Raw genomic sequence first — 6,583 nt, forward strand, 5'->3', positions numbered from 1 at the left:
TAGATATCTTCATTGGTATAACGAAGATCGGATTAAGATGTCTTTGGGTGGCATGAGCCCGATACAGTATAGAATAAGTTTAGGCTTATTGCCTACAAAGTGAGGACGGTCCAAAAAAACGTCTGCACCCCCGGTGACCGGCATTTATGAAAAAGACATTACCTTGCCGGTCGCCCTTAAAGCCAAAGCACTCTTAGAAGCAAAGGGCGCGATCGTTACCCTGACCCGAACGACGGACCGTGACGTGTATGGTCCTCTGGCAACGGCCCCACAGGAGCTGCAGGCCCGCGTGAACATAGCAGTACAACATCATGCAGACCTCTTCGTAAGTCTCCATGCCAATGCCTGTGCCGACACCAAAGTCGGCGGCTTCACGTCCTATTACTTCCCCCAATCCGCTCGCGGCAAAGCCCTGGCACAAGCGCTGCAAAACCGTCTTGTCCAAACGGCAAACCGCCCGGACCGGGGTATACAACCGGCTGGCTTTTATGTGCTCAAGTACAGCCCAATGCCGGCGGCGCTCGTAGAGATGCTCTTCCTCTCTAACCCCCAAGAAGAAGCGCTCCTGCGTCAAAAGCCCTTCCAGGACAAGCTGGCTAACGCCCTTGCCCTGGGCATTGAAGATTACGTCCGTCCACCTGCCAGGCCACAGCCTGACAGAAAAGGTGCAACGCGGACGGCTTTATAACCTATTTAAATATTATCGTAAGGAGGGACAGGGCCTGGTGATGCACATGCAATCACCAGGCCATTATTATGAAAATTCCCGTATCCATCGTATCCGGCTTTTTGGGAGCCGGCAAGACAACGCTCATCCGTCAGTTTCTCCAACAAGACAGCGGTGCCCACAAGACGTGGATTATCGAAAACGACTTTGGGGAAATCGGCTTGGATGCCGCCATTTTGAAAGGAAAAGGCGCTACGATCCGCGAACTGACCAACGGCTGCATTTGCTGTACCCTGGCCGGTGATTTTGAAACATCCCTGCGCTCCATTCTCTTAGAGCACGACGTAGAACAGATCATCATCGAACCGTCCGGCGTCGCCCTCTTATCCGATATTATCAAGGCCTGCACCAGTCCCGACCTAAAAGGCCTCCTGCGCCTGGCGTCGGCCGTGACCGTCGTCGACGCGCGGCAGTGCGAACTGTACCTGCGTAATTTCGGTGAATTCTATCGCGATCAGCTGCGTTACTCTGACCGCATCTTCCTCACCCACGCGGACCAGATTGAAACACTGTATGGCGCCATCGATGCTATTCAATGGGAAAATGATCACGCCTGGATCTACGAAGAAAGTGCCGACCGCCTCCATTTGCCATCACTCCTCTTCCCGGACGAAGTGAATCCTTCGCAGTGCGAAGGCGGCTGTCCGCAGGCCGTTACAGCAGGTGAGGCCCTGGCCGGACACAGCCACGACCACGCTCACGCTCAGCATGACCACACAGGCCCGTTCACAGAGCTTACGCTCACTGCGGTAACACCTTTGCCAATGGCCGTGTGGGAAAAGAAAGTCCGGCGCCTTATCGCTACGTGCGGCTCACAGCTCTTGCGGCTCAAAGGCGTCGTCCCGGCTGCCGAAGGAAATGTAGAATTCCAATTTGCCGGGCAACCCCTCTTTTTCCAGGTGACGACCCTCGCCGCAGCCGGCATCATGCTCATCGGCACCAGCCTCGACGAAGCCACAATCCGGCGTATCTGGGAGGACTAGCATGAGGCACATTATCGGCCAGATTCCGGTCTACATCGTCATGGGCTTCCTCAGCACGGGCAAGACGACGCTTACGAACTACCTGCTCCGCGAGCGGCGGGGCGCCATTGGCCGCGTGGTCATGGAAGAGGGCCGTACAGCGCCTGACAGCGACGCCTTAGTGCTGCCCATCCTGACTGAAGCCAACGTGGGCGCTACGGCCTACCGCCTGCGCGAAATGGCAACGACACAGGCGCCGTCCGAGCTTTGGCTCGAATGGAATGGCATGGTCCCCTTTACCCTCTTAGAACGCCTCTTTCTCTCGACGCGCGTACGGGACTACTACAAGCTGCAGCACATTTACTTCGTCGCCACGCCGGCGTACTGCACACAGCTCCTGGGCCGCACGGGCACGGCCAGCCTAAGCCAGCTCCGCGAAGCCGACACGGTACTTCTCTTCGATCACTTGCCAGAAGAAAAGGGTATGTCTGCTGCTGCGGACATAGCCGCAGCCAAGCAGGCCCTGCGCGGACAATATCCAGGCAGCTCCATTCGTCTCGTGTCGTCCCTGGCCAAGCAACGGACGCGCCGTCACGTCGTCGCTGCACCGTCCCACCGGGGACGTGTGTTCCTGCCCCTGGTACTCGTCAGTCTTACGCTTTTCTACACCTGGGCCTTACGGACAACAGGCCCGCTGCCGGAGCTCGTGCGTACGACAGCTACGCTGACTATGGCAACGCTTTTGCAGGCCCTGTCCTTCTTGCTCTTAGGTCTTGCCGTTTCCTCAGCCTTGCAGCTTTTCGTGCCGCCGTCCTTTCTGGCCCGGCGGTTTCGCGGCTCTACAGCAAAAGGCCTCTGCCAGTCCCTCGTCGCAGCCTTTTGCTTTCCCGTCTGCGACTGCGCCGCTGTACCTCTCTTTCAGACCTTCCTGCGCCAAGGCGTCCCCGTACCGGCGGCTCTCTTCTTTTTGCTCGCCGGGCCCATTGTCAACCCTATCGTCATCGCCTCGACGTACTATGCCTTTCAAGGCCAGAGCAGCATCGTCGTCGCCCGCATCAGCCTGGGCCTGTTGATCGCCCTCGTCGTGAGCCTCTCCTTTTATGGCAGCCGTCTGCCTGCTGCCGGCGTGGCTGCGGACAGCACCTGTACGTGCCTGCGCTACGTGTCTAAGCCTGCCGTCACGAAGAGTGAAAAATGGTTCCTGTACGTCATTCACATGCGGGAGGAATTCTTCCGCATGGCGCCATACGTCGTCCTTGCCGCCTTCCTGACGGCCCTCTTTCAGGTCTGCGGCAAAGACTGGCTGCCGGCCCAGACAGCGGCTCTGCCGGCGTGGCTGACCATTCTCGTTATGGAAGGAGCCGCTTTTTTTCTCTCCCTCTGTTCCACAGCCGACGCTGCCGTAGCCCGCAGCTTTAGCTCCTACGTTCCCATACCAGGCGTCCTGGCCTTCCTGCTCTTAGGCCCTATGCTCGACGTAAAGAATGCCCTGCTCCTGAGCCGCCTCGTATCGTGGCGCTTTACGCTCCGCTTGGCCCTGACGCTTATCCTTTGTGTCAGCCTGGCTGCAGCCGCTTTTTCCTTGTATCAGACAGGAGGTGTTCCCTTTCCATGAAATGGATTCCCTGGTCAGCCCTTATCGAAAGCCTCGCCTTCTTGGCACTCGGCCTCATGTGGCTCAGCCTCCTGGTGAGCAAAAAGTACCTGCTCTTCGTAGCGCCGCGGCTGGCACCCTTCCTGGCCTTTGCTGCCGTCTGCTTTTGCCTTTGGGGCCTGGCCGGACTCGTCAGCCTGGGCCAGCGCCATTACCAAAAACGCTACTGGCCCCTTACGGTAATTCTCATTCCCGTCCTCCTCTTAGCCGGCCCGCTGCTGGCCAAGCCGGCCCTTTTTACGGTCACAGCGCAAGCCCCGGTGGCGCAAGGAGCTGCTCCGGCCCAGGCCAAGCCTTACGGCGTAGACTTTTCAGCCGTCAAGGATACAGGCATTGATACGCAGGCTAAGCGCATTACCTTGACCACAGAGAATTACTACGAAACGATGCTCACCCTGACGAAGCACATCGATACCTACGTTGGCTACGATGTCTACGCTATTGGCTTCGTGTCCTACGCCAATCAGCCGGAGAACGGACATGATTTCACCTTAGCCCGCTATCTTCTCTTTTGCTGTGTCAACGACATTACGCCCTTTGGGCCTATGTGCTACTACGACGGAGCCGAAAAATTACCGGAGCACCAGTGGATCGCCGTCCACGGCACACTGACCAAGCGCAACTGGCACGGCCTCTTCCAGCCGGCCATTAACGTCAAAGCCATTGAACCGGCCAAAGAAATAGCCGGCTACATCTATCCGTAGATAGCGAGCCGGCTAAGCCGTCAGGAATGATATCCCTTATATATTTCACACGCCTCCATACAGCGTGTACAGCGGATGCATTTGGACATATCCACTAAGGGGCGGTCGGTTCCGTCCTCGCAGTGTTCCATGTCCAACGCTCCGACGGGACAAATACTCATACACATGCCGCAGCCTTGACATTCCTTGCGATTGAAGTAATCCGCAGAAAACCCCAGCATATCGTCAATGTTCTTGCTCATTTCACTCATCCCCTTTCGGTATGCCTGGTGTCATAGATGGCAAGCCATCTATTTCCTCACATTTAGTATAGCGAAGGGAGAGGAAATATTCCGTTGTAGATGCAACAAACAAAGAAGAAAGCCTTTTCGGGAAGGAGTGCCCTACAAGGACTTATTGAGCCTGCCGGCCAAAAACCCCCTGCGTTCCCGGCTGGGCTGGCTCATGGGGCGTTTCTTTTTCGCTCGCTGAAGCCACAGCCTGCACACGCTCCGTATCCGTAGAAATCAAAGTGGCGGCAACAGCTACACCGCTGATGAGTAAAAAACCTGCTAACACACCTCGCATAATCCGGTTCATCTTTTTCACCCCTTTCAAAAAAATGATATAGGTACAGTTTTAGTGTAATAGGAATACATGTACGACCAGAAAATGACACGTAATATTTGCGTAAAAAAACAGCCTGCCAGGGCTGTTTTTTCACAATCTATTATTTATTTCTAAAGCCCAGTCCAGCCAGCCATTTCTTAAAATCGCTGTTCTTGCCGGAAACGCGCAGGCCTTGTTCCCACGTAGCCTGAGGCGCACTGTCTTTTAGGATAGTAATGCTTTTGTCGATAGGATAACCGCCACTCGTGCAGAATGGAATAATGCGTTTGCCTTGCAGGTTATACGATTCCAGGAAAGTATTGATGATCAGCGGTGCCTGATAATACCAAATGGGATAGCCTACGAAGATCGTGTCGTACTGGTCCATATTTTTTACCTGCGTCGCTACAGCCGGCCGGGCATTATTGCGAATATCCGCCATCTGCCGGGCCAGGCAGGGATCGTGATCCTGTGGATACGAATCAGCCGGCTCGATAAAGACTAAATCGCCACCGGTTGCAGCCTGAATAGCTTCTGCCGCCTGCTTCGTCGTTCCTGTAAGAGAATAATAGGCAATGAGAACATGCGAGTTCGTACCTTTTTTCATGGTATCCGCCTCCTGTGGTTGCTGTTTTGTTTCTTGTGTACTCGCCGAGGCCGTAGCCTGGGTTTTCTGGGCGTCCGCACCGCCGCAGCCGCCGGCAACGACCATGAGTGCCGTGAGCATCAGGGCCGTGAGCACGTGTTGCCAAAATTTCTTCATAGGTCCTCCTTATTTGACGATTTCAAAGGAAACCTTTTCATCGCCGGAGCCGTTGAAGATATCCGTACCCGAATCGATGTGGCCGATTTGCTGGCGTTCGAATTCTTCACCGTTTTGTTTATACAGGATGACGAAACTGCCCCGCGGCGCCCAATAGACGATATCGCCTACTTCATAGCGGTCTGAGCGCAGGTGTTCCGTCGGCAGCGAACCGGCACCGAAGCGGTAGCACATTTCCCGGCCGTAGAGATTTTGCATGGTGAGCGTCATAGGCATTTTTTTGAGCAGTGCCCGCGTCGTCGCGTTGTCTTCCAGTGTGGCATACAGGACCTTATTGCCTACAGTAATTTTCAAGCGTGCATTTTTCATATCTACATCTCCCCCTTGATTCTGACTGGCCTGTTCTTCTGCCTTAGCCTGCGTCTTCGTATCGCTGGCAGCCGATTGCGTCGCTGTGCCGCAGCCGACGACGAGCAGGCTCAAGGCCATAATGGCTAACATAGCAAACTTCCTGAAATGTACGTGCATGATGAGCTCCTTTCGCGTCTGGGAAATCCTTTCTTTGTACAGCTTCAGTATAGTCGTCGCGGCGGAATATGTAAAATACTTATATTATCTACAAAAGTATGCCTCCTACGTATACAAAAAGAGACCCGCCAAGGGGTCTCTTTTTGTCGATTTTAGTTGACCTTAGGCACGCCTAGGGCACTGTCCCTTTTGACCAGCGCCAGGATATCGCCTATGTTCTTGTCTCCCAGGCGATAGGCCGTTTCCATATATTGCAATCCTTCGTAAGCATCCTCTGCGCATGTGCGGTTCATGACCTTGGCAATGCCATACGTAGACATACCGGAAAGGTTGCCGCCAGCCGCTGCTTCCTTAAAGTACGCCACAGCCCGGTCATGATTCTGCACGACATAGCGGGAATAGCGTTCATCAGTGCTCAAATAGGATAAGCCCAGCAAGAGGCACGCATTCGGTTCCCCCTGCGCAGCCGCTGCCTGTACCCAGTCGAAGCTGGCCATGAGGTCTGGCTCCGTCCCTTCCCCTTTGTAATACATGTCTGTGCACTGGTCAACAAAACTTGGACACTAAAATCTAAAAAATTAGAATCAGAAATATAATTTGACGCAAAGTTGAACAGTACTTTTTAATAAGTTGGACACTGCCTGAGGTAAGACTTTC

10 protein-coding genes are annotated in these 6,583 nt (G+C 54.6%); 5 read left to right on the forward strand and 5 right to left on the reverse strand.

Translation table 11 applies throughout. From position 1 onward, the window contains the following. The 5 genes from H8J70_RS12090 to H8J70_RS12110 form a co-directional block, all read left to right on the forward strand. On the forward strand, positions 1 to 103 hold a 103-nt coding region (locus tag H8J70_RS12090; protein ID WP_186503584.1), incomplete at its 5' end, for an IS3 family transposase. A gap of 30 nt (positions 104 to 133) precedes the next feature. Continuing rightward, positions 134 to 688 (forward strand): N-acetylmuramoyl-L-alanine amidase, encoded by a 555-nt coding sequence (locus tag H8J70_RS12095; RefSeq protein ID WP_186504547.1) that lies wholly within the window; start codon positions 134 to 136, stop codon positions 686 to 688. A 68-nt stretch (positions 689 to 756) separates the two neighbouring features. Next, a complete protein-coding gene (locus H8J70_RS12100; RefSeq protein WP_186504548.1) occupies positions 757 to 1,710 on the forward strand; it encodes a CobW family GTP-binding protein in 954 nt (317 codons plus the stop codon). Between the two features lies 1 nt (position 1,711). Next, positions 1,712 to 3,304, forward strand: a complete 1,593-nt coding sequence (locus tag H8J70_RS12105) for a permease (protein ID WP_186504549.1) — start codon at positions 1,712 to 1,714, stop codon at positions 3,302 to 3,304. Continuing rightward, a complete protein-coding gene (locus H8J70_RS12110; protein ID WP_186504550.1) occupies positions 3,301 to 4,047 on the forward strand; it encodes a TIGR03943 family putative permease subunit in 747 nt (248 codons plus the stop codon). The genes H8J70_RS12105 and H8J70_RS12110 overlap by 4 nt, the downstream gene beginning before the upstream one ends. A gap of 20 nt (positions 4,048 to 4,067) precedes the next feature. Here the strand turns inward: H8J70_RS12110 and H8J70_RS12115 are convergent, their stop codons facing one another. The 5 genes from H8J70_RS12115 to H8J70_RS12135 all read right to left on the reverse strand — a co-directional run bounded on the left by H8J70_RS12115 (position 4,068) and on the right by H8J70_RS12135 (position 6,459). Further along, positions 4,068 to 4,289 carry a 4Fe-4S binding protein gene (locus tag H8J70_RS12115; protein ID WP_246415368.1) on the reverse strand — a complete coding sequence of 74 codons (222 nt, stop codon included), beginning with the start codon at positions 4,287 to 4,289 and terminating at the stop codon, positions 4,068 to 4,070. Between the two features lie 151 nt (positions 4,290 to 4,440). Beyond that, positions 4,441 to 4,626, reverse strand: coding sequence for a hypothetical protein (locus tag H8J70_RS12120; RefSeq protein ID WP_222433709.1), 186 nt, complete (start codon positions 4,624 to 4,626; stop codon positions 4,441 to 4,443). A gap of 130 nt (positions 4,627 to 4,756) precedes the next feature. Further along, positions 4,757 to 5,398 (reverse strand): flavodoxin, encoded by a 642-nt coding sequence (locus H8J70_RS12125; protein ID WP_186504552.1) that lies wholly within the window; start codon positions 5,396 to 5,398, stop codon positions 4,757 to 4,759. A gap of 9 nt (positions 5,399 to 5,407) precedes the next feature. Further along, a complete protein-coding gene (locus tag H8J70_RS12130) occupies positions 5,408 to 5,899 on the reverse strand; it encodes a cyclophilin-like fold protein (RefSeq protein WP_222433710.1) in 492 nt (163 codons plus the stop codon). Between the two features lie 179 nt (positions 5,900 to 6,078). After that, entirely contained in the window at positions 6,079 to 6,459 is a 381-nt protein-coding gene (locus H8J70_RS12135; protein WP_186504553.1) for a tetratricopeptide repeat protein, read from the reverse strand. Positions 6,460 to 6,583 lie beyond the last annotated feature (124 nt).

It is taken from the genome of Megasphaera hominis, from assembly GCF_014269395.1.
Classification (GTDB): Bacteria; Bacillota; Negativicutes; order Veillonellales; family Megasphaeraceae; genus Megasphaera; species Megasphaera hominis.

Bases quoted from the DNA above. Each gene is read 5' to 3' on its own strand.
- H8J70_RS12105 (WP_186504549.1), top strand. From the start codon at position 1,712: ATGAGGCACATTATCGGCCAGATTCCGGTCTACATCGTCATGGGCTTC.
- H8J70_RS12100 (WP_186504548.1), top strand. From the start codon at position 757: ATGAAAATTCCCGTATCCATCGTATCCGGCTTTTTGGGAGCCGGCAAG.
- H8J70_RS12125 (WP_186504552.1), bottom strand. From the start codon at position 5,398: ATGAAGAAATTTTGGCAACACGTGCTCACGGCCCTGATGCTCACGGCA.
- H8J70_RS12120 (WP_222433709.1), bottom strand. From the start codon at position 4,626: ATGAACCGGATTATGCGAGGTGTGTTAGCAGGTTTTTTACTCATCAGC.
- H8J70_RS12130 (WP_222433710.1), bottom strand. From the start codon at position 5,899: ATGTTAGCCATTATGGCCTTGAGCCTGCTCGTCGTCGGCTGCGGCACA.
- H8J70_RS12110 (WP_186504550.1), top strand. From the start codon at position 3,301: ATGAAATGGATTCCCTGGTCAGCCCTTATCGAAAGCCTCGCCTTCTTG.
- H8J70_RS12135 (WP_186504553.1), bottom strand. From the start codon at position 6,459: ATGTATTACAAAGGGGAAGGGACGGAGCCAGACCTCATGGCCAGCTTC.
- H8J70_RS12115 (WP_246415368.1), bottom strand. From the start codon at position 4,289: ATGAGCAAGAACATTGACGATATGCTGGGGTTTTCTGCGGATTACTTC.